Source organism: Vagococcus fluvialis (genome assembly GCF_003337315.1).
GTDB lineage: Bacteria > Bacillota > Bacilli > Lactobacillales > Vagococcaceae > Vagococcus > Vagococcus fluvialis.
The window spans coordinates 98,316-123,390 of record NZ_QPJV01000002.1; the positions used below are offsets into that span (position 1 = coordinate 98,316).

The 25,075-nt window shown below is 32.6% G+C and carries 24 protein-coding genes and 1 pseudogene; 13 read left to right on the plus strand and 12 right to left on the minus strand.

The annotated features are described in order from the left end of the window. Positions 1–19 precede the first annotated feature (19 nt). From DFR54_RS02270 to DFR54_RS02280, 3 genes are read left to right on the plus strand one after another with little or no spacing between them, the layout of a single operon-like run. Positions 20–778, plus strand: a complete 759-nt coding sequence (locus DFR54_RS02270) for an exodeoxyribonuclease III (RefSeq protein ID WP_114288739.1) — start codon at positions 20–22, stop codon at positions 776–778. Between the two features lie 16 nt (positions 779–794). Beyond that, entirely contained in the window at positions 795–1,736 is a 942-nt protein-coding gene (locus DFR54_RS02275) for a hypothetical protein (protein WP_114288740.1), read from the plus strand. A gap of 16 nt (positions 1,737–1,752) precedes the next feature. Then, on the plus strand, positions 1,753–2,286 hold the full coding sequence (locus tag DFR54_RS02280; RefSeq protein ID WP_086341860.1) for a 3'-5' exonuclease: 534 nt from the start codon (positions 1,753–1,755) through the stop codon (positions 2,284–2,286). Between the two features lie 31 nt (positions 2,287–2,317). Here DFR54_RS02280 and DFR54_RS02285 read toward each other — a convergent pair whose 3' ends face one another. The 5 genes from DFR54_RS02285 to DFR54_RS02305 all read right to left on the minus strand — a co-directional run bounded on the left by DFR54_RS02285 (position 2,318) and on the right by DFR54_RS02305 (position 7,502). Continuing rightward, positions 2,318–2,836 (minus strand): GNAT family N-acetyltransferase, encoded by a 519-nt coding sequence (locus tag DFR54_RS02285; protein WP_114288741.1) that lies wholly within the window; start codon positions 2,834–2,836, stop codon positions 2,318–2,320. Next, positions 2,837–3,313 (minus strand): tRNA (adenosine(37)-N6)-threonylcarbamoyltransferase complex ATPase subunit type 1 TsaE, encoded by a 477-nt coding sequence (tsaE, locus tag DFR54_RS02290; RefSeq protein ID WP_114288742.1) that lies wholly within the window; start codon positions 3,311–3,313, stop codon positions 2,837–2,839. Positions 3,314–3,376: 63 nt separating this feature from the next. After that, positions 3,377–4,369, minus strand: coding sequence for an aldose epimerase family protein (locus tag DFR54_RS02295; RefSeq protein ID WP_114288743.1), 993 nt, complete (start codon positions 4,367–4,369; stop codon positions 3,377–3,379). A 1-nt stretch (position 4,370) separates the two neighbouring features. Next, positions 4,371–5,033, minus strand: a complete 663-nt coding sequence (gene pgmB / locus DFR54_RS02300; protein ID WP_114288744.1) for a beta-phosphoglucomutase — start codon at positions 5,031–5,033, stop codon at positions 4,371–4,373. 207 nt (positions 5,034–5,240) lie between these two features. Next, entirely contained in the window at positions 5,241–7,502 is a 2,262-nt protein-coding gene (locus DFR54_RS02305) for a glycoside hydrolase family 65 protein (RefSeq protein ID WP_114288745.1), read from the minus strand. A 206-nt stretch (positions 7,503–7,708) separates the two neighbouring features. On the opposite strand from DFR54_RS02305, the pseudogene DFR54_RS02310 reads away from it, so the two are divergent. From DFR54_RS02310 to DFR54_RS02320, 4 genes and pseudogenes are all read left to right on the plus strand, one after another. Beyond that, a pseudogene (locus DFR54_RS02310) lies at positions 7,709–9,365 on the plus strand (PTS transporter subunit IIBC); the annotation flags it as partial. Next, the gene (locus tag DFR54_RS13515; RefSeq protein WP_376716398.1) at positions 9,353–9,880 is read left to right on the plus strand and encodes a PTS sugar transporter subunit IIA; all 528 of its coding nucleotides are present in this window, start codon (positions 9,353–9,355) and stop codon (positions 9,878–9,880) included. The pseudogene DFR54_RS02310 and the gene DFR54_RS13515, both read left to right, overlap by 13 nt. A 190-nt stretch (positions 9,881–10,070) precedes the next feature. Continuing rightward, positions 10,071–10,880: an endonuclease/exonuclease/phosphatase family protein gene (locus DFR54_RS02315; protein ID WP_114288747.1), complete on the plus strand. Its 810-nt coding sequence runs from the start codon at positions 10,071–10,073 to the stop codon at positions 10,878–10,880. Between the two features lie 21 nt (positions 10,881–10,901). Beyond that, positions 10,902–11,813, plus strand: a complete 912-nt coding sequence (locus tag DFR54_RS02320; RefSeq protein ID WP_346243191.1) for a LacI family DNA-binding transcriptional regulator — start codon at positions 10,902–10,904, stop codon at positions 11,811–11,813. A gap of 335 nt (positions 11,814–12,148) precedes the next feature. Here DFR54_RS02320 and DFR54_RS02325 read toward each other — a convergent pair whose 3' ends face one another. From DFR54_RS02325 to DFR54_RS02335, 3 genes are all read right to left on the minus strand, one after another. Beyond that, positions 12,149–12,652: a GNAT family N-acetyltransferase gene (locus DFR54_RS02325; protein ID WP_114288748.1), complete on the minus strand. Its 504-nt coding sequence runs from the start codon at positions 12,650–12,652 to the stop codon at positions 12,149–12,151. 133 nt (positions 12,653–12,785) lie between these two features. Next, complete coding sequence (gene pta, locus DFR54_RS02330) at positions 12,786–13,769, minus strand: phosphate acetyltransferase (protein ID WP_086341870.1); 984 nt, start codon at positions 13,767–13,769, stop codon at positions 12,786–12,788. A gap of 164 nt (positions 13,770–13,933) precedes the next feature. Further along, positions 13,934–14,596 carry a uracil-DNA glycosylase gene (locus DFR54_RS02335; RefSeq protein ID WP_114288749.1) on the minus strand — a complete coding sequence of 221 codons (663 nt, stop codon included), beginning with the start codon at positions 14,594–14,596 and terminating at the stop codon, positions 13,934–13,936. 103 nt (positions 14,597–14,699) lie between these two features. Here DFR54_RS02335 and DFR54_RS02340 point away from each other — a divergent pair, with 103 nt between their 5' ends. The 3 genes from DFR54_RS02340 to DFR54_RS02350 all read left to right on the plus strand — a co-directional run bounded on the left by DFR54_RS02340 (position 14,700) and on the right by DFR54_RS02350 (position 18,208). Continuing rightward, positions 14,700–15,569, plus strand: a complete 870-nt coding sequence (locus tag DFR54_RS02340; RefSeq protein ID WP_114288750.1) for a Cof-type HAD-IIB family hydrolase — start codon at positions 14,700–14,702, stop codon at positions 15,567–15,569. 26 nt (positions 15,570–15,595) lie between these two features. After that, positions 15,596–16,144 (plus strand): LURP-one-related/scramblase family protein, encoded by a 549-nt coding sequence (locus DFR54_RS02345; protein ID WP_126808972.1) that lies wholly within the window; start codon positions 15,596–15,598, stop codon positions 16,142–16,144. A 117-nt stretch (positions 16,145–16,261) separates the two neighbouring features. Beyond that, on the plus strand, positions 16,262–18,208 hold the full coding sequence (locus DFR54_RS02350; protein WP_114288752.1) for a cation:proton antiporter: 1,947 nt from the start codon (positions 16,262–16,264) through the stop codon (positions 18,206–18,208). A 273-nt stretch (positions 18,209–18,481) separates the two neighbouring features. Here the strand turns inward: DFR54_RS02350 and DFR54_RS02355 are convergent, their stop codons facing one another. Then, on the minus strand, positions 18,482–18,682 hold the full coding sequence (locus tag DFR54_RS02355) for a cold-shock protein (protein ID WP_086341875.1): 201 nt from the start codon (positions 18,680–18,682) through the stop codon (positions 18,482–18,484). Between the two features lie 236 nt (positions 18,683–18,918). Between DFR54_RS02355 and DFR54_RS02360 the strand changes: the two genes are divergently transcribed. Continuing rightward, a complete protein-coding gene (locus DFR54_RS02360; protein WP_114288753.1) occupies positions 18,919–19,332 on the plus strand; it encodes a DUF2871 domain-containing protein in 414 nt (137 codons plus the stop codon). A gap of 43 nt (positions 19,333–19,375) precedes the next feature. On the opposite strand, the gene DFR54_RS02365 is transcribed toward DFR54_RS02360, so the two are convergent. Both DFR54_RS02365 and DFR54_RS02370 read right to left on the minus strand, forming a co-directional pair. Beyond that, the gene (locus DFR54_RS02365; RefSeq protein ID WP_114288754.1) at positions 19,376–20,191 is read right to left on the minus strand and encodes a DUF1129 domain-containing protein; all 816 of its coding nucleotides are present in this window, start codon (positions 20,189–20,191) and stop codon (positions 19,376–19,378) included. A gap of 1 nt (position 20,192) precedes the next feature. After that, positions 20,193–20,525 (minus strand): PadR family transcriptional regulator, encoded by a 333-nt coding sequence (locus DFR54_RS02370; protein ID WP_114288755.1) that lies wholly within the window; start codon positions 20,523–20,525, stop codon positions 20,193–20,195. A gap of 179 nt (positions 20,526–20,704) precedes the next feature. On the opposite strand from DFR54_RS02370, the gene DFR54_RS02375 reads away from it, so the two are divergent. Next, the gene (locus DFR54_RS02375; RefSeq protein ID WP_086341879.1) at positions 20,705–21,409 is read left to right on the plus strand and encodes a response regulator transcription factor; all 705 of its coding nucleotides are present in this window, start codon (positions 20,705–20,707) and stop codon (positions 21,407–21,409) included. Next, positions 21,387–23,543, plus strand: coding sequence for a sensor histidine kinase (locus tag DFR54_RS02380; protein WP_114288756.1), 2,157 nt, complete (start codon positions 21,387–21,389; stop codon positions 23,541–23,543). Before DFR54_RS02375 ends, DFR54_RS02380 begins: the two co-directional genes overlap by 23 nt. A 40-nt stretch (positions 23,544–23,583) precedes the next feature. Here DFR54_RS02380 and DFR54_RS02385 read toward each other — a convergent pair whose 3' ends face one another. Further along, positions 23,584–24,561 (minus strand): DNA/RNA non-specific endonuclease, encoded by a 978-nt coding sequence (locus DFR54_RS02385; RefSeq protein ID WP_114288958.1) that lies wholly within the window; start codon positions 24,559–24,561, stop codon positions 23,584–23,586. Positions 24,562–25,075 lie beyond the last annotated feature (514 nt).

Below are 25,075 nucleotides of genomic sequence, written 5' to 3' on the forward strand. Positions count from 1 at the left end.
AGTGTGGGAGGATTAATCATTGAAATTAATTTCGTGGAATGTTAACGGCTTGAGAGCTGTTGTTAAAAAAGGATTTGAAGATATTTTTGCTGAAATTGATGCTGATGTTTTTTGTTTACAAGAAACTAAACTTCAAGAAGGTCAAATTGATTTAGAATTAGAAGGTTATCACCAATATTGGAATTATGCAGTTAAAAAAGGGTATTCTGGAACTGCTATTTTTAGTAAAAAAGAAGCTTTAAGTGTTAAGTATGGTATTGGGATAGAAGAGCATGATCAAGAAGGTCGTGTGATTACAGTTGAGTATGAAGATTTTTACTTAGTTAACTGTTATACACCAAATGCTCAAGCTGAGTTAAAACGAATTGAGTATCGTTTGAAATGGGAAGAAGATTTTTTAATGTTTTTAAAAGAGTTAGAAAAAACAAAACCAGTTATTTTATGTGGTGACTTAAATGTGGCTCATAATAATATTGATTTAAAAAATTGGAAAACGAATCGTAAAAATCCAGGATTCTCAGATCAAGAGCGCACAGCTTTTACTAACTTTTTAGCTAATGGCTTTGTAGACAGTTTTAGACATTTCTACCCAGATTTAGAAGGAGCTTATTCTTGGTGGAGTTACAGATTTAATGCAAGACAAAATAATTCGGGTTGGAGAATCGATTATTTTTGTGTGTCAGAGGCATTAGTACCTAAAATGGAGGATAGTTTTATTTTAAGTGATGTGTTTGGAAGCGACCATTGTCCTGTTGGTTTAACGTTAACAGTTAAATAAGAATAGAGGTAAAGATATGAAAAAACAAATTAAACGTCTATCAGTAATCGGACTAATAATGTTATTTTTCTCTTTATGGCCAGTTAATGGACTGGCTGAGGACGGACAGCTATTATACGACTTGAGATATGATGAATCAAAAAGTGTTTTATATGGTAAAACAAGACCAAATGCTAATGTGTATATTAATGATGTAGCAGGAAATATTGTTGCTGATGATAATGGTGAGTTTGAGATGCCAGTCCCTAAAGGGCTTAAAATCTCAACGGTTTTAATGCTTGATGCTGAGGGGGATACATCAACTGATTTACGTTTCAACTTTGAAAAAAATACCATTGAAACGGAAAGCTCTAGTGCTAAAGGTGAAAGTTCAACTCCAGCAAGCTCTTCTGAAACGAAAAAGGAAGAATCTTCAAAAGAGGAGAAAGAAAAAGAATCAGAAACCAAAGAATCTATTAAAGAACTTAAGAGTACAGAAACAACTGATTCCTCAAAAGAGAGTTCACCAAGCACTAAGCAAAGTATTTCTTCAGAAAGTTATAATCCTAGTGAGTTTAAAGAAGAAAAAAGAAGTTTAGTTTGGTTATGGACCTTACTTATTGTAGTTGGTGTTTTAGGTTTAGCTGTGGCTACTTATTTATGGTATAAGAAAAAACTAGAAAAAGAAGAAGCTGAGAAAGAAGCAAAACGCCGTAAACGTCAATCAAAAAATAAAGGCAAGCGAAAAAAAAGTTTAGATGATGATTTTGAAGATGATTTATATGCTTCTCTAAAATTAGATGAAGAACCTCGCAATGAAACTGCTAATAAAACAAGAAGTAGTAAACATTCAGAAAATAGTTTAGATGCTTTGATTGATTCAGAGATTGAGAAAAGCAAGGTAGAAACAGAACAAGTAAAAATATCTAGAACTCGAAATGGTAAGAAAAGGAAAAAGAAAAAATCAGCAAAAAATTAGAATAGAAGGTTAGAAAATGAATTTTATTGCGTATGATTTTGAAACAGCTAATCATCAAATGCATAGTGCGTGCTCCATTGCTTTAGTCATGGTCAAAGATGATGAAATAGTGGGTAGTTATTATTCATTAATCAAACCTGAAACTTCTTTTCATCCTAAAAATTGTGAGATTCATGGGATTTATCCTGATGATGTTGAATACGCACCAAGTTTTATTGAAGTTTGGCATGAGATTAACCATTATTTTAGAGAAAATAGATTGATTGTAGCTCACAATGCTGCTTTTGATAACCGAGTGCTATCTTCTTGTTTGGCTTATTATGATTTACCAGAAGCTCACTTTTTATCTCTATGTACAGTTAGGACAAGTCGTAAGTTATATAAAAATTTGCCAAATCATAAATTAAACACAGTCTCAGAATATTTAGGAATTGACTTAAAACAACATCACCACGCACTAGATGATAGTTTAGCCTGTGCGAATATTTTATTAAAACAAGCTAATTCATTTGGTGTTAAGCCGCTAAAGGAATTGGTGAAGATAGTATAAAAAAAGAAACTCCTTTTTAGGAGCTTCTTTTTTATACCAAATAACTCATTAAAACAATATCCAAATACTCATTGTCTTCTGATAAGTAACCTCGTCTAATAATACCTTCCGTTTCAAAATTAACTTTTTCATAAAGTTTTAAAGCGCGTGTATTGCGTTCTTGAACTTTTATTTCAAGTCGTTTAATAACACCAGCCTCTTTAGCCCAAGCGATAATTTCTTCAAGCATCACAGTGCCTAAACCATATCCCCAGTACTCTTTTAAAATGCTAATACCAATCTCACCAATATGTTTAAGAGGTAAGTCTAATTCCCCCATAACTGTGGCAACACCAATTAAATCATCGTGGTTAAAAGCAAGAAGAATTAATTGATTGTCTTGCTCATAGATAAAATCAATTTGTTCAGCCATTGATTCTGTATCTAGTTTTAAGGATTGTTGGTTAACTAACAGAAAAGGTGTTTCTTTATCAAGGATATTCATGACAGCTAATAGTTCTTTAGCGTCAGCGGGAGTGGCTTCTCGTAAGGTAATAGCAAGTTCACTCATCTAAATATCCCAACCTTTTTCTTTTAAGCCAAGCTTGATAGCTTCGAAGCGTGGATTGTTTTCTGTTGAAGATTCAATTCGTAATTCACGTTCGTTATCACTGATTTTATCGAGGAAAAATTCGAGGTAAGGTGTGTAAATATCTTCTTTAATTAAATGTCCCCATTCAATGATACAAACACCATCGCCTTCTAAGTATTCATCAAGACCTAAGTCAGAAGCACCTTCTGTTAAACGGTAAACATCCATATGGTACAAAGGTAATTTTCCTGTTTCATATTCTTTAATCAGAGTGTAGGTTGGACTCTTAATCATTTGCTTAATGCCAAGTCCTTCAGCAAAACCTTTTGTAAAAGTAGTTTTACCAGCTCCTAAATCACCAGTTAGTAAGAAAATGTCACCACTCTCACTAAGTGTGGCTAAATCAAAAGCTAATTTTTGAGTTGTTTCTTCATTGGGTAAATGTATAGATTTCATAGGTACCTCCTTGTCAGTCATAGTATAAAGCTAAGTAAAAGAAAAAGCCATTATAAAATGGCTTTAAGGGGAACTAATTGTATAAGTTGTTTGATAGGTTTTTGTTTCATTAGGTATTATTTCGATATTTCCCCACTCAGGGTAGTGAGTAATATCAGGAAGTTCTTGAGTTTCAAGGGCAATGCCTATTTCAGAGCTCATAGATTGACCGTTAACTTTGAAAGAATCATTAAACCCAGTTGTTGAAAAAACAACAACTGATTGTCTATTTGAATCAATAGTTAACTGACGGCCGCTAATGGAATCGGCTAAAATAATTTGTGGAGAAGTATTTTCTAACAAATACGCATCATCAATACCAGTTTTCAGCTCTTTAATAGCCTCTTTAATCACTCTAGGTGTATTAAAATCGTAACCAGTATTTTCTACAGAAATCAGTTTTCCAGTTGGAATGTTTAAATTACCTGTTTCTAATATATGAGGTGATTTGATAGTTAAAAGGTGGTCTGAAATTTTTCTTTTAGCATCTCCTGATAAGTTGAAGTAAACGTGATTTGTAGGATTTACAATGGTTACTTCTTTTGATGTGACACTAGTTGTCATAGTGACACCTGTTTGAGTCAGTTCGTATGTATTTGTCACGTGAATTGGACCAGGGTAACCAGAAAGTGTGTCTGTTAAAGAAAAAACAGCTTTAATAGATTCTTTTTCTTCAATGATTTCATAATTCCAAAACTGACACCACCAACCCTTACTACCACCATGAATATGGTGTAGATTTCCTAAATTTTTATCTAAAGAAATACCTTTCCACTTAGCGTTTTTAATCCGTCCTGCAACAGGGCCAACAAGAGCACCGAACTGAGCTTGGTCTACTAATACTTCTTCCAAAGTATCTAGGGATAACAAAATATTTTCTAGTTTACCATTTTTATCAGGAGCTAAAAATTGATGCCATCTTGCACCAAAATCTAAAAAAGAAGCTGTTAAGTCACCGTTTACTAAAGTGATAGTGGTGATGTTCGTTTTTTCATCAGTCTGAATGGAATAAGTCATCTTATTTACCTTGCCAAACAGTTGTTAAATAAGAGAAAGATAGGTGACTAGTATCTGGTACAAGAGCGATATCGTCTCCTAAATCTTTTGCTTCTCCAACGCCAATAGGTAGAGCCCCACTTGCTTTTATTGCCTGAATACCAGCCGCAGCATCTTCAATCCCAATAGCCTCTTTAATATCAATATCAACAGCTGATGCAGCAGCTAAGAAAATATCTGGTGCTGGTTTTCCAGCAGCTAAAGAAGCTGGATCAACAATGGCATCAAAGAAGTGGCTGATTTCCATTTTATCTAATAATAAAGGACCATTTTTACTAGCAGAGGCTAAAGCTATTTTAATGCCATTATTTTTCAAGTCTGTTAGTAATTCTAAAATTCCTGGATAAATATCTTTTGGTGAAATAGCTTGAATCATTTCAACATAATTTTCATTTTTTTCTTTTGCTAATTGAGCAAATTGCTCAGTATTAATGTCGTCTTGTTTATTGCCATGTTCTAAAATTAAAGCTAGAGAGTCTTCGCGGCTAACACCTTTAAGACGCTCATTAAACTCGCGATCAATTGAAATCCCTAAATCATCAGCTAATTTTTTCCAAGCTAGAAAATGATATTCAGCAGTATCTGTAATGACACCATCTAAATCAAATAAAACTCCTTTAAACATATGAAACTTCCTTTCTTAATTACAAATAAATGGTGTAACAAAAGTAGTTTCGGTGAAAATAAGTCAAAAATCACAAAAATTTGAAGAGCAATTTTCGTGATTTTTTTCTTATATCTTGAAGCTAAACGTTTTTGTTACAACCTCTTTTTATTTTAAGTTTAAATCAGGCAATAATGAAAAGCTATGACTTATCAATAAATAGCCTAATTATTGAGCAGATACGACTAATGTATCTGTCAGATTATGTGATTCTCCATAAACTTCTAAAGTCATTGGTTCACCACTTAGAAGAGTAATAGTGACGTTTAAGTCGATTAAAACATGTAATAAGCGACCACGGTAGTTAATGCGGAAAGCATATTTACTCCATTTAGTTGGTAAGAATGGTGCAAAACTTAATTTTTCTTTATAAGTTTTCATTTGAGCGAAACCTTGAACGATAGCTAACCAGCTACCAGTCATTGATGTAATGTGTAAGCCGTCTTCAGTGTCATTGTTGTAGTTATCTAAGTCAAGACGAGCTGTCCGTTGATACATCTCTACAGCTTTTTCTTCCATACCAAGTTCAGCTACTAAAATAGAGTGAATACATGGTGATAAAGAAGACTCATGAACAGTCATAGGCTCGTAGAACTCAAAGTTTTTACGTTTTTCTTCCATTGTAAATTCATCATTGAAGTAATAAACACCTTGAAGAACATCAGCTTGTTTAATAAAGCAAGAGCGTAAGATTTTATCCCATGACCAGTTTTGGTTAAGAGGAACATCTTTAGCGTCTAAATCAACAACAGGCATTAAATCTTTGTCTAAGAAAGTATCATGTTGTACAAATACACCTAATTCTTTATCTTCTGGTAAATACATATTAGCAATAATATCTTCCCAATGTTTGATTTCTTCATCTGAAATAGAAACGGTCGCATTTTCTTTGTATTTAGCATAGTTTTCTAAGGTATATTTTAAGACCCAAACAGCGATGTAGTTAGTGTACCAGTTATTATTGACGTTGTTTTCGTATTCGTTAGGACCAGTTACACCGTGCATCATGTATTTAGCATTGCGTTTTGAATAGTGAACACGGTCTGCCCAAAAACGAGAAATAGCAGTTAGAACTTCTAAACCTTCGTTTTCAATGTAAGTTGTGTCACCTGTATAGTTTGTATAGTTATAGATAGCGTAAGCGATTGAGCCATTACGGTGAATTTCTTCAAATGTAATTTCCCATTCGTTATGACACTCAACACCAGTGAAGGTGACCATTGGGTAAAGTGCCCCTTTAAGACCTTGTTGGCGAGCATTATGATGAGCTTCTGGTAATTGATTGTGACGATATTTTAATAAGTTTTTAGTCACACTTGGATCAGCTAAAGCTAAATATAAAGGAACAGCATAAGCTTCTGTATCCCAATAAGTAGCGCCGCCATATTTCTCACCAGTGAATCCTTTAGGTCCAATGTTTAATCTTTCATCTTCTCCGTAATAAGTCGAGAATAACTGGAAGAGGTTGAAACGAATACCTTGTTGAGCTTCATCGTCGCCTTCAATTACGACATCAGCGATTTCCCAACGATTTTCCCATGCTTTCATGTGAGCTGTTTTTTGTTCTTCTATAGAAGTTTCATTGACAGAGTTCATCAATTTGCGAGCTTCTTCTAATTGAGTTGTTTCTTCAATATCACGGCTTGTCACAATAATAACTTTTTTAGTTAATTCAATAGCTTCACCAGCATTTACAGTAAATATAAAGTTTTCTGAAGCCAAGAAGCTTGCAGTTTCTTTAGTACTTGTAAAGTTACCAGTTGCTGTATTTTCCATTAAAGCTGTAATTGTAAATTGTTCAATGCCAAAGTTATTTGGAATCGTACGAGTTGTAACAAAGTTTTCGCCAACAGAACGTTCTTCCCAGAACATTTCATCATAGTTACTATCTTCGTTATGAACGCTGTTATCAAGTTTAGAAACAACTTTAATCTCGCCGCTACCTTTAAGAATCTCAGCTTTCATGTTAATCACACCAAGTTCTTTAGTTGTTATACTTAAGAAACGTTCGAATGAGAATTTAACAACAGTACCTTGTACATCAATTGTAAAATGACGTGCTAATAAGCCATGTTTCATATCTAATTCTTGGTAGAAGTTAGTTACTTTTTGAGTAGCAAGATCAATTTTTTCATTGTTAATGTAAATGTCCATTGCAATAAAGTTAATAGCATTAATTACTTTACCAAAGTAGTCAGGGTAACCATTTTTCCACCAACCAACACGAGTTTTGTCTGGATACCAAACTCCTGCTATATAAGTTCCCTGATGATTGTCACCACTGAATCCTTCTTCAAAGTTCCCACGCATACCCATATAGCCATTACCTGTACTTGTTAATGATTCTTGTAAACGAATATCATTAGAATGAAGTTCATTCGTTGCTAATTTCCATGGATTAATATCGAATAATCTTTTTAAATGTTCCATTAATAATCCTCCTTGAGTCGATTTATAAATCTATCATAAACGCAATCGCTTGCGAATTCAATAGGATTAGAAATCTTGTTACCAGTAACAAGATTAAATAATGAACCGTTTACAACTTTACAAAGAGAAAAACAGCAGATATACTTTAATTGTGAAAACGATTGCGTTGTTTTTATTAATGTAAAAAGAAAGAGAGAAGATAAAAAATGAAGAAATTATTTAATTTTGAGTTTTGGCAGAAGTTTGGAAAAGCTTTAATGGTAGTTATTGCTGTTATGCCAGCAGCAGGGTTGATGATTAGTATCGGAAAAACAATTCCTTTAATTAGTCCAGAAGCAACATTTTTAGTAACAACTGGTGGGGTTATTGAAAATATTGGTTGGGCTGTTATTGGGAATCTTCACCTACTATTTGCTTTAGCAATTGGTGGGAGTTGGGCAAAAGAAAGAGCTGGTGGTGCATTTGCAGCAGGTATCTCTTTTGTTTTAATTAATAGGATTACCGGATCTATCTTTGGTGTAACTGGTGATATGTTAAATGACCCAGAAGCTTTTACTCATACTATTTTTGGCACAAAAATTATGGTTAAAGGATTCTTTACAAGTGTCTTAGAAGCACCAGCTCTTAATATGGGTGTTTTCGTAGGTATTATCGCAGGTTTTGTTGGGGCGATGGCTTATAATAAATATTATAACTACCGCAGGTTACCAGATGCTTTATCTTTCTTTAATGGAAAACGCTTTGTGCCCTTTGTTGTCATCCTTTGGTCAGTACTGGTTTCATTAGCTTTAGCGATTATTTGGCCAGTTATTCAATCAGGAATTAATAACTTTGGTTTATGGATTGCTACAAGTCAAGAAACAGCACCAATTCTAGCACCGTTTCTATATGGAACATTAGAGCGTTTATTATTACCATTTGGTTTACATCATATGTTAACGATTCCTATTAACTACACACAACTTGGTGGAACATATGAAATACTATCAGGAGCGCAAGCTGGAACTTTTGTTTACGGACAAGACCCATTATGGTTAGCTTGGGCAACAGATTTAGTTAACTTAAAAACAGGTAGTACAATGGATCAATATAACGCTGTATTAACTGGATTTACACCCGCTCGTTTTAAAGTAGGGCAAATGATTGGTGCCTCAGGTATTTTAATGGGTATGGCACTGGCTATGTATAAAAATGTTGATTCAGATAAAAAAGCGCAATACAAAGGAATGTATGTATCAGCTGCTTTAGCGGTATTTTTAACTGGTGTAACAGAACCTTTAGAGTTTATGTTTATGTTTGCGGCAATGCCTTTATATGTTGTGTATGCTTTTATTCAAGGTTTGGCCTTTGCGATGGCTGATATTGTCAGTTTAAGACTGCATTCATTTGGTAACATTGAATTGCTAACTAGATTACCGATTTCTATTAAAGCAGGACTTGGTATGGATGTGATCAATTTTGTTATTTGTGTCATTGTATTTGGTGTAGGGACATATTTTTTAGCTAACTTCTTAATTAAAAAATTCAACTATGCAACTCCAGGAAGAAATGGTAATTACGAAGTAGAAGGTACTCAAGAAAGTGAATCAACTAAAGATATTTCAGGATTATCTCAAGAAGTGATTGCGATTATTAACTTATTAGGTGGTAAAACAAATATTTCTGAAGTAGATGCGTGTATGACACGTTTAAGAGTAAGTGTTAAAGATAACCAATTAGTAGGAGCAGAAGATGCTTGGAAAAAAGCAGGAGCTATGGGGTTAATTGTTAAAGATAACGGCGTTCAAGCAGTCTACGGTCCAAAAGCAGATATTTTAAAATCAGATATCCAAGATGCTTTAGACTCAGGCGTGGAAATTCCAACAATGACTACTCAAGAAGAAGTTGTCGAAACAGAAGTAGTTACAGAATCAGCTCATGTTAGTTTTGATATCTCAAGTGTAGCCACAGGGACTTTAATTCCGATTGAAGAAGTAGAGGACGATGTATTTTCTCAAAAAATGATGGGTGAAGGATTTGCAGTTAATCCAGATGAAAATAAAGAAGTTGTTTCTCCAGTATCAGGAGTAGTTACATCAGTATTTCCAAGTTTACATGCTATCGGACTTGAAACAGCAGAAGGATTAGAAGTTCTTGTTCATATGGGGCTTGATACAGTACAGATGAAAGAAAAAGCATTTGATGTTAAAGTAGCAGTTGGAGAAACAGTAGAACAAGGTCAACTATTAGCTCATGCTAATTGGGACTTAGTAGTATCAGAAAATAAAGGAACAACTATTGTAGTTGTCTTTACAAACAGTCAAAAAACTGAAAGTTTTACTTTGAATCATACAGGAGCAGTTAACTTAGGTGACAAAGTAGGAACAATAAAAATGTAAGGAAAAGAGGTTGTAACAAAAACGTTTAGCTTCAAGGAATAAGAAGGGAATTATAAAAATTGCTTTTTAATTTTTACTGATTCACAGCTTATTTCCGAAGGAGTTGTTTTTGATACACTGTTTAAAAAAGAGACTGTGACATAATTATGTTGCAGTCTTTTCTGATTTTACATTTAAAGGAGAAAATCAAATGAAGATATTGTCATTAAACACGCACAGCTGGATTGAAACAGGACCTTTAGAAAAATTAAAGCAGATAGGTGATTTTATTATTGAACAGAAAATAGATAAAATTGCCTTACAAGAAGTTAATCAACTAATTAGTGCAAAAGAAATACATGATTTAAGTTACTTTTGCCCTAATCAAAATAAAGATAAAATCAGAGAAGATAACTTTGCTTTATTGTTAGTTGAGTATTTGAGGGGAAAAGGAATTAACTACTTTTGGAGTTGGACATGTAGTCATATTGGCTATGATATTTACGAGGAAGGCTCGGCTATCTTATCTAAAACAAGCTTTGAAGCTAAAAGTATTTTGGTATCTCCGACACATGACAAAGCAGATTACCACACAAGGCAAATTCTGTTAGCTGATTTCGAAAAGGAAGACTTACAACTAGCTAGTTGTCACTTCTCTTGGTGGACAGGTGAAGAAGAATCAGGTTTTTACTATGAATGGCAAAAATTATTAAAAGAAATAGCCAATGTGAAAGATCAAGTGTTATTATTAGGTGACTTTAATGCACCAGCTCATCTTAAAAACGAAGGCTATGAGCTAATTAAAGAGAACTTTTATGATGTTTATGAGTTGGCAAAAGTAAAGATAGGTTCTTACACAGTAGATGAAGAAATTGATGGCTGGCAAGGCAATCAAGAAAAATTACGAATTGATTTTGGTTTTATTTCAAAAGAAAAAGAAATAAAATCTTATCAAGTTGTTTTTAACGGAAAAACAGGGCCAGTTGTAAGTGATCATTTTGGTATTATGATTGATATGTAGATAGATTGAAGGAGAATTAATATGAGTGTAACAATTAAAGATGTGGCCAAAGAGGTGGGAGTAGCTCCCTCAACTGTTTCACGAACGTTAAAAGATCATCCAAGTATCTCTAATGAAACAAAGGAAAGAGTTAGAAAAGCAATGGAAAAATTAGGTTATGTACCTAATGTTTCAGCTCAAAATTTAGCGAATAAATATGTGAATACAATTGGCGTGATTTTACCTGTCACTAAATCTCAAGAAAGTAAAAATAATCCCTTTCATTTAGAGATGCTAACAGCCATGAGTGAAGAAGCTAGTCGCCAAAAAGTAACCATTGCTATCGCTTCTGGTGAAACGGAAGAAGAATTATTAAATAATGTTGAATTAATGTATCGTCAAAAAAGAGTGGATGGTTTTATTTTGCTTTATTCTAAAGAAGACGACCAAATTTTAGAGTATTTGGTAACAAAAAAAGTTCCCTTTACCATTGTAGGACAACCTTATAAATATCATAATGAATCTAATTGTGTGGATAATGACAACCAATTACTTGGTTATACAGCAACTAAGCATCTTATTGAAAAAGGTCACGAAAAAATAGTCTTTGTAACAAACAACCAAACAGAAAATTTTTCTAAAGATCGGTTATTTGGCTACGAAAAATGTATGAAAGAGCATGGTTTAGAGCCTTTTAAAGAGTTATCTTTAATTACTCCAGAAAGTTATGCTGAGTTTGATACAGTTTTTAGAGAAAATCAACCAACAGCCTGTGTTGCTATTGATGATATGTTCGCCATTAGATTGATTCAAATGATTCAGTTTTTAGGGTTTAGTGTACCAGATGATGTGTCAGTTATTAGCTTTAATAATTCTATATTTACAACATTACTTCACCCATATATTACATCAATAGATGTGAATATTTCGGAGCTTGGAAAAACAGCAGTATAAGAATTTTTACTCCAATTAAAAGAAGAAAACTCAATGAAAAAAAGAGTGATTATCCCTCATCGATTAATTGAAAACGAAACAGTTATAAGAAGAGGTTGTAACAAAAACGTTTAGCTTCAAGAAATAAGAAGGGAATCATAAAAATTGCTTTTTAATTTTTACTGATTCACAGCTTATTTCCGAAGGAGCTGTTTTTGATACACCGTTTAAAGAAGAGATTGTAACAAAGATATTTAGCTTCAAGAAATAAGAAGGGAATGTACTGAAAATTGTTCCTTCTAAAGCGAAAAAAGAACGAGTTGTGGTATTTCATCACAACTCGTTCTTTTTTATTATTATACGGCGTAAAGTTCTGAAAAAATATCGTCTTTAAATATTTTAAACTCTTCAGCTGAAATTGGATTTGGGTAACTCATAATATGCAGCGGCAAAGGATCCTCACCAGCTTGGATAGGAGGTTGAACATAGTCATGAGTATTTAAATGGAAACCAAGACGTTCGTAAAACTGAATTCTCTTTTTAGCAATTTCAGTTTCAGGATGTTCCACTTCTAGTAGAACTGGTTTTTCACTTTTTTTAATTAACTCTTTCATGACTTTGCCACCAACACCCTCGCCACGACTTAAAGGTGAAACAGCTAAATGCTCAATAAAATGAGAGGTATTTAGTTGCCAAATTGCCATAAAAGAAAGCAGCTCTCCATTATCATTTCGGTTTGTTTCGATTTCATAATTATGTTTTTCAAGCAAGGCTTTTTGATCTTCGTAACTTCTTCTTTCACTTGAGGGGAAAGAAGTGACCATCAAATCATAAATTTCATCAAATTCATTGTGTTGCATGTGTATACACTCCTGTAAATTTATCTCTAGCTAATATCCACTCTAAATCAGAAGTAGATTTTTGTAAAGTTATTCGATTATTAAAAAAGACCAGAAATTCATTGCTAAATTTCTGGTCTTCATCATATTTTTATTATTTTTCTTGTAATGCTTGTGAAGCTGTGATGATTGATAATTTGTAAACATCTTCTTCGTTACATCCACGAGAAAGGTCAGAAATAGGTTTGTTTAAACCTTGTAAGATTGGTCCAATTGCTTGGAATCCACCTAAGCGTTGAGCAATTTTGTAACCAATGTTTCCTGATTGGATTTCAGGGAATACAAAGACAGTTGTATGTCCTGCTACCTTTGAATCTGGTGCTTTTTGGTTAGCAACTGTTTGTGCGTAAGCTGCATCAAATTGTAGTTCACCATCAATATCGTATTCAGGTGCTAACTCTTGAGCAATTTTAGTTGCTTCAGCTACTTTAGTTACTTCTTCTGATTTAGCAGAACCTTTAGTTGAGAAACTTAATAATGAAACTTTAGGATCAATGCCAAATAATTCAGCAGTCTTAGCACTCTCAACAGCGATTTCAGCTAATGCTTGAGCGTCAGGGTTGATGTTGATTGCGCAGTCTGAGAAAATATATTTATCAGATTCACGGTCACCAACCATTAAGAAAGCACCGCTTGTACGGCTAACACCTGGTTTAGTTTTAACGATTTGTAAAGCTGGACGAATTGTATCACCTGTTGAGTGGATAGCACCACTTACAAGTCCATCAGCTAAGTCCATATATACTAACATTGTACCAAAGTAATTTTCATCTTTTAAAATTTGACGAGCTTGATCTTCAGTTGCTTTACCGTTACGACGAGCGATAAAAGATTCAACCATTTCGTCCATTTTGTCATATTTTTCAGGGTCAACGATTTTTAAATTATCGATGATTAAACCACGAGAACTAGCAATTTCATTGATAACACTAGGGTTACCTACTAAGATTGGTTCAACTAAATCATCTGATTTAAGACGAACTGCAGCTCCTAAAACACGCTCATCTGTTGGTTCAGGGAAAACGATTGTTACTTTTTTACCACTAATATTTTGTTTAAGTCCTTCAAATAGTTCCACTTATGAAACCCTCCACTAATTTTATTATACTTTTTTGTTCACCATTTCATCATACAACTAAATGAACAAAAAGAACAGTATATTGTCCTGTTTTTTTCGTATTTTGCTTGAAAAATTAGATTTTTAGTAGTGTTAATGAAACAGAATAACAGTCTGTTGTATTGTTATCCCCAGTGGATATTTTTTTTACTTTGTTCTGTTAATAACTTATTAATAACAGAAAATGGTTGGCTCCCGAAAAATCCGCGATAAGCAGACAATGGACTTGGATGTGGCGCCTCAATAATATAATGTTTTTCGGTGTCAATCATGGCTTTTTTACTTTGAGCAGGTTTTCCCCACAAAACAAAAATAACAGGAGATTCACGAAGATTTAGTTTTTTTATAATGGCATCTGTTAACTTTTCCCAGCCTTTGTTTTTATGTGAGTGGGCTTGTCCTTTTCTAACAGTTAAAACAGTATTTAAAAGAAGGATACCTTGAGTAGCCCAGGGAAGTAAGTAACCATCTGTTCTAGTGACACCAACATCTGATTCTAATTCTTGATAGATATTTCTAAGGGAAGGAGGTAATTTCTCTCCTGGTAAAACAGAGAAGCTTAACCCGTGAGCTTGATTTTCTCCGTGATAAGGATCTTGACCTAAAATAACGACTTGTGTTTCTTCAAAGGATGTTGCCTCTAAAGCTGTAAAAATATCTTCTTCTTTTGGAAAAATGATTTGGTTTTTATATTCTTCATCTAAGAAAAGCTCTAACTCTTTAAAATAGTCTTGTTTTATTTCATCTGCTAAGTGCTTTTCCCAATTATTTGGTAGTTGTAATCTCATTTTCTCACCTCGAAATTTAGTTTAACATAAATTAGCTAAAGTATGATTCACAAAGGAAAAAATGGTAAACTGTAGGTAACCAATTTTTTTGAGGAGGCAAACAATGATTAAAATGATTGCATCAGATATGGATGGGACGTTATTATCGTCACATTTAGCTATATCTGAAACAAATAAAGAAGCTGTATTAGAAGCTCAAGCTCAAGGTATTGAGTTTATGGTGGCAACAGGACGTGCCTATTCAGAAGCAAAACCTGCCTTAGATGACGCAGGAATAAAATGCTGTATGATTACAGGAAACGGTGCCCAAATTTTTGATGAAAATGGAGAAGCTATTGTTACCTTTTCAATTGACAAAAAAACAACAAAAGAAATTATGACTACTTTAAGAGAAAAAAATCTATACTTTGAGTTAATGACAACAAATGGTGTTTATGCAGAAAGTCAGCCACAACGTGTGGAAAACTTCGCTACATTACTTGCTAATCAAGTCCCTCATTTAACATTTAAGATGGCGATTGCTATGGCATCAACTCACTTAAATATGTTACCAGTACATTATATTAATAATTACGATGACTTATTAGTAGATGACTCTGTTGAAATCTTAAAAGTAATTGCTTTTAGTGATGAAGGCCCGAAATTACTTCGTCCAATTGCAGACGAGTTAGAGGCAAATGGTCCATTATACGTGACGGCTTCATTCCCTAATAACATTGAAATTAATCATAAAGACGCTCAAAAAGGAAATGCTGTTAAGTTAATGGCAGAAAAACGTGGTATTGGGCTAGAGGATGTTATGACAATTGGGGATAACTTTAACGATGTTTCTATGTTAAAAGTAGCAGGAGTTAGTTTTGCTATGGGAAACGCAGAGGAAGACGTAAAAAAAATAGCTAAGTATGAAGCTGATACAAATATGAATCATGGTGTTGGAAAAGCCATTTTACGAGCAATTTCTGAAAATCTTTAATCTTTAAAGAAAGAAGTTGAAAGGATATGACCACTTACTACATAGAAGAAAACTTGTTGTCTGCAAGGGTCCGAGCATTTGTAAAAGATGAAGAAGACCGTCCTGTGTTTCTGTTAGTTGGTAGTTGGGGAGTTAAGGGAGACTGTTTGTCAATTAATAACTTAGATGATAAGCGTTTAGCCAAAGTTGTACAAACAAGTTATTCTCCAAATCCTAAGTTTGATTTATATGATGATGAAAAAAAAGTTGGTAGCTTAAGACGAGTTTTTTCTCTAAAAAGAGATCGTTATTGGGTTAGCAAATTAAAGTGGTTAGCAACAGGTGAAAATCGATATAAACATTATAAAATTAGTTATTTTGGTAGTGACATTTGTACAGCTGGATTGATTAGAAAAAATAATAAAACGTATTTTAAAATAGTCATCCCAGATGAAGAAAATGCACCAATCGCTATTTGTGTACTAGCTATTTTAGATTACTGGGTTAGAAAACATGTGAAATTAGAAGAGTTATCCATCAATACACCTGTATTACTACAACCTTTAATGAATAAATGTGAAGATTTAAAAGATTAAGCATGAGAAATGTTTAATCTTTTTTTGTTTTTTTAAAAGTCTGTTTTTTTAACATGAAAAGTAGTGTACTATTATAGAATAAAAGTAAAAAGAAAGTGTACGTAAGAGGTGAGAAGTGTGATTTTTTTTGAAGAAGTACTAGCGATGTTAGGTATTATCTTGTTATCTAATGTTATAAATCGCTTTATTCCATCAATCGCTATTCCCTTAATTCAAGTAGCTTTAGGAATGATGTTAGCAATCTTCACTTCATTTGAAGCATTTGAAGTAAGTTCTGAATTTTTTATGTTATTATTTTTAGCTCCGTTACTATTTAACGATGGGATGAATGTTAATAAAAAAGCCTTATGGGAAGCAAGGAAAGCCATTTCGGTTTTATCGATTGCTTTAGTTTTTGTGACAGTCGGTCTTTTAGGAAGTGCCATACATTGGTTGATTCCTGTGATGCCTTGGGCTGGGAGTTTTGCTTTAGCTGCAGCACTTGCACCAACTGATCCAGTAGCAGTGTCAGCTTTATCTCAAAAAGTGAAGATTCCTCATAAGATGATGCACACCTTAGAGGGAGAATCGTTAATCAATGATGCTTCTGGGCTTGTATCTTTCCAATTTGCTGTAGCAGCTCTTTTGACAGGTAATTTTTCAATGGCCCAAGCAAGTGTTAGTTTTGTCTTAATTTCCCTTGGTGGTGTTTTGATAGGAGTTATTCTAAGTTTTATTGGCATGCAAATTATTAAATGGTTAAGACACCTAGGGATTGAAAACACAACGTCATTTATTTTGTTTGAGTTATTACTTCCTTTTGGAATTTTTTTAGTAGCCGAACACTTACATGCTAATGGTATTTTAGCTGTTGTTAGTGCTGGTTTAGTTTATTCTTTAAGTTACCAAAAAGTAACGCCAGAGATTGCTCAACTACATTTGATTTCTAAAAATACTTGGTCAGTTTTTTCATTTAGTTTAAATGGTCTGGTTTTTGTTCTTTTAGGAATTCAACTTCCTCATGTTATTCATGTGGTTTGGGAAAATAATAATATTAGTAACTACTTACTGATTTTCTATATTTTATGTATTACAACTATGTTATTGGGGATTCGTTTTATTTGTTTCTGGTTATTTAAAAACTTTGAAACAGCTAAAATGACTAAAAAAGAAAGATTCCAACAGTCAGCTTTATATACAATTTCAGGAGTAAGGGGAACAATTACCCTAGTCAGTGCTCTAAGTCTGCCAATCTTTTTAGGTAATGGAGATGTTTTTTTAGAAAGAGAATTACTAATCAGTATTGCAGGTGGAGTGATTGTGACAACTCTTCTTTTAGCTAACTTTACAATGTCATTGTTTGCTGAAAAAAGAGAGCGTGAAGTTAAAGAAGATAATCATGAGCAAGAAATTGAAATCTTGCGTGGCGTTGTGATGGATTTACAAAAGCAAGTCACACCTGATAACCAAAAATCCATTAGACGTGTGGTTAATCTCTACAATGAGCGAATCATTGCTTTAAATAAAGATGGTTTTTATGGTAAGCAGCAAGATGAGTTAAAAGAATTAGTTTTAAAATGGCAATTACTTGATACAGTGAAACAATTATACGATAAAGAAGTTAACTTACAAGTTGGATTTAGACATATGAGACGTTTAAATAGACTGCTTTATCAATTGACTAAGGATGATAAATATCATCACTATATGTTTTACGGTCAATTAATTCGTAAGAAAGTTAAACACATGAATTTAAGACCTGTTAGTTTGTCTGAACAACGTCGTCAACGTCGCTATTTATTAAATAGCAACCTAAATTATGTGACACGAAAACTTGAGGAATTAGAGCCAGGGGAATTCCCACAAGAAATGATTTCATTCTACCTATCACGTTATTCGCAACTTGATAGAGAGGCTAAGGGACAAGATACAAGTTCAACAGATGAGTGGATTGAATATGCCATTCAAATTGAGCGAGATAGTATCCAACATGCTTTTGAGTTAGGTGAGATGTCACGTAATGAATTGAAAGTTTATCGTGAAAATTTATCTGCTATTGAAAGTACAATCCAATTTATTGATTAAAACTAAAAACAGTTATCTCATTTAGATTGATTTGAGATAACTGTTTTTTGTAATCATTAAAAAAAACCGTAAAGTAATCCAAGTTGGATTGATTTTACGGGAAGGTTTCTAAGTTTAGAAACCTTTTATTCTAGTTATTGCAAAAAGCATTATTGCTAACGGTAGTGAGAATTATACAAGCAATCTAGTGTATAAGCAAGTAAAGATAATTAAATAAACAAAAAAAGACATCTAATAGCTAGCTACTAGATGTCTTAATAATTGAAAGTTTAATTATGCTTTTTCAATGTTAGTTGCTTGAAGTCCACGTTGTCCTTCTTCAACTTCGAAAGTCACTGCTTGACCTTCTTCTAAAGTTTTGAATCCTTCACCTTGGATAGCAGAGAAGTGTGCAAATACATCTTCACCGTTTTCTTGAGTGATGAAACCGAAACCTTTTTCAGCGTTAAACCATTTAACTGTTCCTTGTGCCATGTTTGTTTCCTCCTATTCTTACGTTATTGCAATAAATGTGATGCTAATAGGATTTAACTTAATGGACCCCATAACGCTCATATTACTACTTCCTTAGTATAACACTCTCAAATAAGTCAGTCAATAAATTCAGTTGAAGCTTGTTTTTTTATATTCTATTGTTTGAAACTTTAAAAGTGACAAAATGTCACTTTTGTATTAAGATGAAACTAATAAAGGTAAAAGGATGGGAATAAATGAGAAAATTAGCAAGAACAAGTATGACTTATATGATCGCAGGATTATTAGCAGGTGTTTTTTATAGAGAATTTGGAAGATTTAATGACTTCACTGGGAAAAGTCAATTAAATACATTACATACACATATTTTAGTCTTAGGTATGTTTTTCTTTTTAATTGTTTTATTATTAGAGAAAAATTTCCAGTTAAGTGAGCATAAAAACTATAAAAAATTCTATGCTATTTATAATAGTGGCTTAGGACTAACCTTATTGATAATGTTAGTTCACGGATGTATGACCGTTTTAGGATATGAAGATTCAGCAATGATTGCAGGTTTTGCTGGAATTGGGCATATTATTTTAACAGTTGGTTTAGGCTTTTTCTTTAATGTGTTAATTGCTCAAGTTAGTAAACAAGAAAATAAATAAAAAGATTCTACGGCACAGGACTAACCTATGCCGTAGAATTTTTTTAGTCTTTTAATTTTTTTGTTCCAAGATACATAGAACCATAAACAACGATTAAAGTAATAACAGCAAAAATAATTTTATTTGTAGAAGATAGAAATAGATGTTTAGTCATTGGTAACTTAAATAAAGTGGGGACTAAGGCAAGCATTGTCATAGATGGAATAAAATAATAAGATTCTTTTTTCTTTTTCAAAATAATCCAGCCACTAACAATTATTAAAGCAAGCCAGACAATAAATAAACTTGTCATCTCAGGCACACGAATGCTCAACCAAAAACCACCAAAGTAATTAGATAAAAAGGTTAAACCAATAAAAATAAAACCAACTAAAAAGGCAACAAAAAATTCTTTTTTCTTACCGCTATTAGGTTTAAAAGTGTAACGATTAATAAGATAAAAAACTAAACTCACAAAAATTACACTAATGACACCATTAAAGATAATTGTTAGTAGGTTAATACTTGGAATTGGATTTGTTAAAGTTGAAAATAGCGAAAAGGCAGTACTAATAGCAAATACAATAAAAACTAAAGAAAGTTTTTTCCTTACTGGTACTTTAGGTAGTTGCTTTAGCAACATATCAAGCTGTTCTTGCGGATTTTTGCCAAAGTAGTCTTCAGCAGATTCATTGTTTTTTTGCGCCTCTAGTATATCTTGTAACAACTCGATTAAGATATTTTCTATCTCAAGTTCATCATGAAAAAGTGATTTTGTTCTAAGATAGATTAAAACTTTTTCGTAGTATTCTTTATTTTCAGGAGTCAGTTGCTCTCTTAATTCATTATTTTTTTCAATTAATTTTTCTTCTTTTGTCATATTAAAACTCCTTATTAGTATTAGTTAAAATTTGGTCGACGTGTGTCGTTAAATAATCCCATTGTTCTTGAAATTCTAGTAATCTTTCCTCACCTAGTGAAGTCAGAGAGTAATATTTTCTATTTGGTCCATCAGGAGAGTCTTTGACCATTCCTACGATAGCTTCTTGTTTTTCTAGTTTTTGTAGAAGTGGATAGACAGTTCCACCTACCATATCAGTAAAACCAGCCTCTCGCAAAGCTTGGACTAGCTCATAACCATAGATTGTTTTTTCTTTAATAATAGCTAGAACACAACCTTCTAAAACGCCTTTTAATAATTGAGTTTGCTTCACATAAGCCCTCCTTAACTAGTTTGTATTACCTATTAGTGAATATAATTTATCATGAATTGGCTAGTATGTAAAGCAAACTAGTTGATTTTCTTCATAAATTATTAAGAATTTTACGTAAAAAGAATTAAAGGATATAATTTATACTAAGAGATGTACAAATAAAGGACGTAGGTGAAAAAATGAAAAAGGAAGAAACAGTTATTTTAGTGGTGGATGATGATAAAGAGATTCGTGAAGGAATAAAGATTTATCTGACACAGGATGATTATCAAGTAATTGAAGCTAAAGACGGTGTAGATGCTTTAGAGATTGTTAAAACTAAAAAAATTCATTTAATTATCATGGATGTGATGATGCCTAATTTAGATGGTATCTCAGCTACTCAAAAAATTAGAGAAACAAGTAATGTGCCGATTTTAATGTTAAGTGCTAAAAATGAAGATATTGATAAAATTAGTGGACTACATGTAGGAGCTGATGATTACTTAACAAAACCTTTTAGTCCAATGGAATTAATAGCCCGTGTGAAATCAATGCTACGTCGCTATTTTACGTTAGGTGAATTTGAACAGGAATCAAAAGAAGGTATTATTGAGTTAAATGAGCTGAGATTAGATACTCATGCTAAAACTGTTTTTGTGGAAGAAAGAGAAGTTAATTTAACTAAAACAGAATATAAAATTGTTGAATTACTAATGTCTAACCCAGGTCGTGTTTTTTCAATTGACGATATCTATGAATCAGTTTGGGAAGAACCAAGTTTTAACTCCGATAATACAGTGTCTGTTCACATTAGAAAAATTCGAGAAAAAATTGAAAGTAATCCAAAAAAACCAAAATATTTAAAGGTGGTGTGGGGGATTGGCTACAAAATGGAAAAATAGTCTCTTACTAATTTTTGCAGTGATTTTTTGTTTAGGCGGCTGGTTCACAACCTATGTTTCATCAAACCGAATGAATACAGTAGATAATATTTTTTATGAGATGAATAATAATGTGGTAGAAAGTGTTTATTTAAAAGAAAACTTAGCTGACTTTAAACCAACTAAAATTGAGGATATTTCTCCAGACCAAGTAGAAATTTATCGTCAACGCTATGGTGATTTAGGGACTCAGATTTTAGATATTAAATCTCAATACCAAGAAAGATTAGAATTAGCTGTTGAGGAGAAAACAAAAGAAACTCTACAAAAAGAAAGAGACGATAAAATAAAAGCAATTGTTGAGAATTTTACAGATGATGAGGCAGTTAAGAAAAAAATTATTGACGAAGAAATGACTTATATCAAAAAAAATAAAAAAACAATTGAAGAAGATATTAAACCCTATTTATCTGATGCGAATGAGTTATATCATTACTTTTTTAAAGATACTCAAACAGGGGACGTCTATACTAATGTAGAAGGCTTAAATAAATATTCAACTGAAACAGAAGTGAGAGAAAAACTAAAATCTCAAGCAGTAGGAAAAGTGAAAAACTTTGAATACGGAATTAATTTGTATAATTTTATTAAACCAGAAGCAACTCAGTCAGGGCTTTTTCAAACATCAGTAGCTAACTTAAAGGGAAGCTACGTTATTCCAAAAGGTTCTTTTCTTGATACTAAAATAAAAGAGCAAGAAAAAGAGGCAGAATTCTTTTCTAAGTTAATTTATGTAGGCATATTTAGTATGTTAATTGGTATCGGTATTTTATATTTCTATGTGAATTCAAAGATGCTAATAGATTTCATGAATAAAATACCACTAGATGTGGCGACTGTTGTTTTTTTAGGTTTAGGATTTATGGCAGCGGCTCAAGCCTTAGTTATCTATCCTTATAATGTAGGGAATAACTTAAGTAATATGAGAATGCTAGTTAGTCCTGTTGTAATCGGTACAGCTTGTTTGTTAATAAGTTTTGTTATGCTAAAAGTATTATGGCAAAAATTATTACCTAAATATCGTAAAGTCGATTTAAAAGAAGTTTGGCAAGACAGTGCTTCCTGTAAACTATATGAAAAAATAATTTCTATTTTTAATAAATTACCTTTTTCATCAAAAATTGTAGTTATTTTTTTAGTAGTAGTAGCTAATTTGTTTGCTCTATTTATTTTAAGACGTATGTACTTTAGTTCTTTCTACCGCATGATTTTACTTGGAGTTATGGTAGTAGTCATTCTGGTTGAAATTAGACTAGTATATTTAGCTTTAAAAAGAACGAAAAAAATTATGGAACAATCAAAAAATTGGATGGTTGAATATGACCAACCTGTTTCTCAGAATACAAGTTTAAAAGAATTAGACCGTGAATTAACACAATTAAATAAATTAATCGAAACCTCACGAAAGGATACTGTCCAAAGTGAGATGTTAAAAACAGAATTATTAACAAACGTCAGTCATGATTTAAGAACGCCATTAACTTCAATTATTACTTATGGAGATTTATTGAAACAAGAGTCACTAACAGATGATAATCGAAAAGAATATATAGAGATTATTAATAAAAAAGCGCAACGAATGAAGCATTTAATTGATGATTTATTTGAAGTTACTAAAATGAATAATGGAGAGATTATTTTAGATAAATCAGAGGTTAATTTAACTCAGTTGTTGCAACAATCAGTTTCTGAATATAGTGAAGAGTTTGAAGACCATCATTTAAAATTTATTTTTAATAAACCAGAGGAAGCTATTAATTTACCTTTAGATGGTGAGAGAATGTGGCGTGTTTTTGATAATATTTTTGGTAATGCTATTAAATACTCTATGCCCGAAACGCGTGTCTATTTGAAATTAGAAAAGCAAAATGACATGGCTAAAATTGAATTGAAGAATATTTCTCAACATGAATTGAATGAAGAAGCGGATCAGTTAATGGAGAAATTCAAACGAGGAGATAGTTCTAGACATACAGAAGGTTCTGGTTTAGGTTTAGCTATTATTAATTCCATTGTTTCTCTACATGATGGTAATATTGATATTCAAGTGGATGGTGATTTATTTAAATTAACGATATATTTACCACTACATTAAAAATAGACTGACACTTCAAGTGTCAGTCTATTTTTTTAGTTTATCTTTTCGGTGCTCTGTAGCCAGCTGCTTCTGCCTCACTAATAGTACTAAACCAAGCGGCGGGATTAGTGGTGCGACTATAATAGGTTGAACCTGGCGTGTGATAAATACCATTATTAGAGCCTTTGATTAGGCCGTTACCATTTTCATCTACAAATTGTGCCTCACCTGTATTATTCTGCTGATTTTGTTGTTCTTGGGCTTGTTGCGCTTCAAGTTCTTGTTGTTTAGCAGCCTCTAATTCAGCAGCTTGTTTTTCAGCTTCAATTTGCTTTTGTTTGGCAATTTTTTCTTTCTCAGCATCAGAAATAAAATTTTCACTGACAGTACTTGATCCGTCTGCATAGTTCAAAGTAACTCCGTCCTGAATGTTAAAAATATAAACATTAAACTTTATATCTTTATCTTTAATAGACTGAGCTTCCATTTGAACACCACGAGCAAGAAGTTCATCACCTCTGAAGATAGGTGTGATACGATATCTGACATAATTATCTTTACTACGTTCAAGGTATTCTTTAACATCCATTTCATGACGTAGCATTTCAGGAGAGTTTAGCTGTCTAGTACCAGTGATTAAATTTTTCCAGTTATCATTTTCTCCTGATAGAGCAAAGCCGATTAAGTGAGAACGATTAAATAGATAACCACCTTTAATTTCTTTGTTTTTCCAGCCAGTAGGTTTAACTTTTGAAATATCGCCTCGTTTTTCAGTAGGCATTAAACTCTTGTTTAGCATGGCATTTGCTACAGTGGCTCTGTTTAATGAATCTAAATCCCCGTATGTTTCCCAAGCTTTCTTTTTAAGACTTAGGTCTTTATCTGTAAAGTAAGGAACACCACCATTGACATCAATTGTTTGTTCCCCGTCATATTCTAAATTAGCTAAATCTGTATAATTTTTTTCAATAGCAGCAGAGATATCATCTTGTTTCTTTTTGGCCTCTTTGCTTTTTTTCGCTTCTTTTTTCAGCATATCGGTTTTATTAACAGTTAAGCCAATTAATTCAGGTGTTTCTTTTTCTTGACCATTCCATTTAAACTCAGAAATAATCTCTTTATGTTTTTTTGATTTGGTTGTAACTTTCCACGTTTTTTTATTCTCAAATTGCCATTTTTTTAATTTTTTACTTGTATCATCTTTAACAGAATATTTTTTTAAGCTCTTTTTGGTTTCTTCTTGTAATCTTTTTTTCTGCTCTTTTGTGACCTTTTCAGTTTTATCTGTTTTACTCTTCGCTTCGACAGTAGTCACAGTTGATAAAGTAATTGACATACTAAGAATTAAAGTGAAAATCAGATTGAGAGCTCTTTTTTTAACGATTTTTTCCAACACGACAACTCCTTTTAATTTGATAAATAACTAAAGTTCCCTAACAGTTTAATGTTACCATATCTCTCATTAAGAAACAGAACTTAATATCAAATTGTAATATATAATTGACAATTACTAATAATCGAGTTAAGATAAATTTAGTCACATATATATG

Coding starts and splice junctions, on each gene's coding strand:
- DFR54_RS02335 (WP_114288749.1), bottom strand. CDS start 14,596: ATGAGATTACAACTACCAAATAATTGGGAAAAGCACTTAGCAGATGAA.
- DFR54_RS02305 (WP_114288745.1), bottom strand. CDS start 7,502: ATGGAACATTTAAAAAGATTATTCGATATTAATCCATGGAAATTAGCA.
- DFR54_RS02325 (WP_114288748.1), bottom strand. CDS start 12,652: ATGCAACACAATGAATTTGATGAAATTTATGATTTGATGGTCACTTCT.
- DFR54_RS02295 (WP_114288743.1), bottom strand. CDS start 4,369: ATGACTTATTCCATTCAGACTGATGAAAAAACGAACATCACCACTATC.
- DFR54_RS02275 (WP_114288740.1), top strand. CDS start 795: ATGAAAAAACAAATTAAACGTCTATCAGTAATCGGACTAATAATGTTA.
- DFR54_RS02315 (WP_114288747.1), top strand. CDS start 10,071: ATGAAGATATTGTCATTAAACACGCACAGCTGGATTGAAACAGGACCT.
- pgmB (WP_114288744.1), bottom strand. CDS start 5,033: ATGTTTAAAGGAGTTTTATTTGATTTAGATGGTGTCATTACAGATACT.
- DFR54_RS02360 (WP_114288753.1), top strand. CDS start 18,919: ATGAGAAAATTAGCAAGAACAAGTATGACTTATATGATCGCAGGATTA.
- DFR54_RS02375 (WP_086341879.1), top strand. CDS start 20,705: ATGAAAAAGGAAGAAACAGTTATTTTAGTGGTGGATGATGATAAAGAG.
- DFR54_RS02345 (WP_126808972.1), top strand. CDS start 15,596: ATGACCACTTACTACATAGAAGAAAACTTGTTGTCTGCAAGGGTCCGA.
- DFR54_RS02340 (WP_114288750.1), top strand. CDS start 14,700: ATGATTAAAATGATTGCATCAGATATGGATGGGACGTTATTATCGTCA.
- DFR54_RS02320 (WP_346243191.1), top strand. CDS start 10,902: ATGAGTGTAACAATTAAAGATGTGGCCAAAGAGGTGGGAGTAGCTCCC.
- DFR54_RS02280 (WP_086341860.1), top strand. CDS start 1,753: ATGAATTTTATTGCGTATGATTTTGAAACAGCTAATCATCAAATGCAT.
- DFR54_RS02385 (WP_114288958.1), bottom strand. CDS start 24,561: ATGCTGAAAAAAGAAGCGAAAAAAAGCAAAGAGGCCAAAAAGAAACAA.
- tsaE (WP_114288742.1), bottom strand. CDS start 3,313: ATGAAATCTATACATTTACCCAATGAAGAAACAACTCAAAAATTAGCT.
- DFR54_RS02355 (WP_086341875.1), bottom strand. CDS start 18,682: ATGGCACAAGGAACAGTTAAATGGTTTAACGCTGAAAAAGGTTTCGGT.
- DFR54_RS02365 (WP_114288754.1), bottom strand. CDS start 20,191: ATGACAAAAGAAGAAAAATTAATTGAAAAAAATAATGAATTAAGAGAG.
- DFR54_RS02285 (WP_114288741.1), bottom strand. CDS start 2,836: ATGAGTGAACTTGCTATTACCTTACGAGAAGCCACTCCCGCTGACGCT.